This window comes from Erwinia sp. PsM31, from assembly GCF_030433775.1.
Taxonomy (GTDB): Bacteria; Pseudomonadota; Gammaproteobacteria; order Enterobacterales; family Enterobacteriaceae; genus Erwinia; species Erwinia aeris.
Genome location: NZ_JARUWZ010000073.1, coordinates 1 through 411, shown reverse-complemented (window position 1 = coordinate 411; position 411 = coordinate 1). Strand labels below are relative to the sequence as shown.

The 411-nt window shown below is 34.1% G+C and carries 1 protein-coding gene; it reads right to left on the bottom strand.

Annotated elements, in window-relative coordinates; translation table 11 throughout:
- Window positions 1–22: 22 nt before the first annotated feature.
- On the bottom strand, window positions 23–411 hold a 389-nt coding region (locus QCD69_RS22500; protein ID WP_301253575.1), incomplete at its 5' end, for a hypothetical protein.

Sequence of the window (411 nt, the reverse complement as noted above, 5' to 3'; positions counted from 1 at the left end):
TTCCATTGAAACTTACTCCCTGTCAGTTTTTAATATACCTTACACGTTTGGGTTTAATGTTATCATTACAGTGAAAATGATCGTCCTGAGAAATATTATTTATTTTTAAATCTAATGTACTAACCCACTCACTATCGCTCCCCCCCCCTTCAACCGGCGTTATTTTTTTTATTAGTTTACGCGGAAGGCTACTTTGTACGTAAACGGCGCCTTCAGTTATAAAAATAGTATCATCCGGAAGTATTTCTCTACTTATAAACGCCTTTGATTTATCATAAACATCCTTACTGATAATAAAGTATGACGAACCTCCATATTTATAGCTAACATTTCTGTCAGGGTAGGAAATGATATTATCACTTGCAGCGTAAATAAACTTACCTTTAAAAGACAAGACGTTATTTTTCTGCA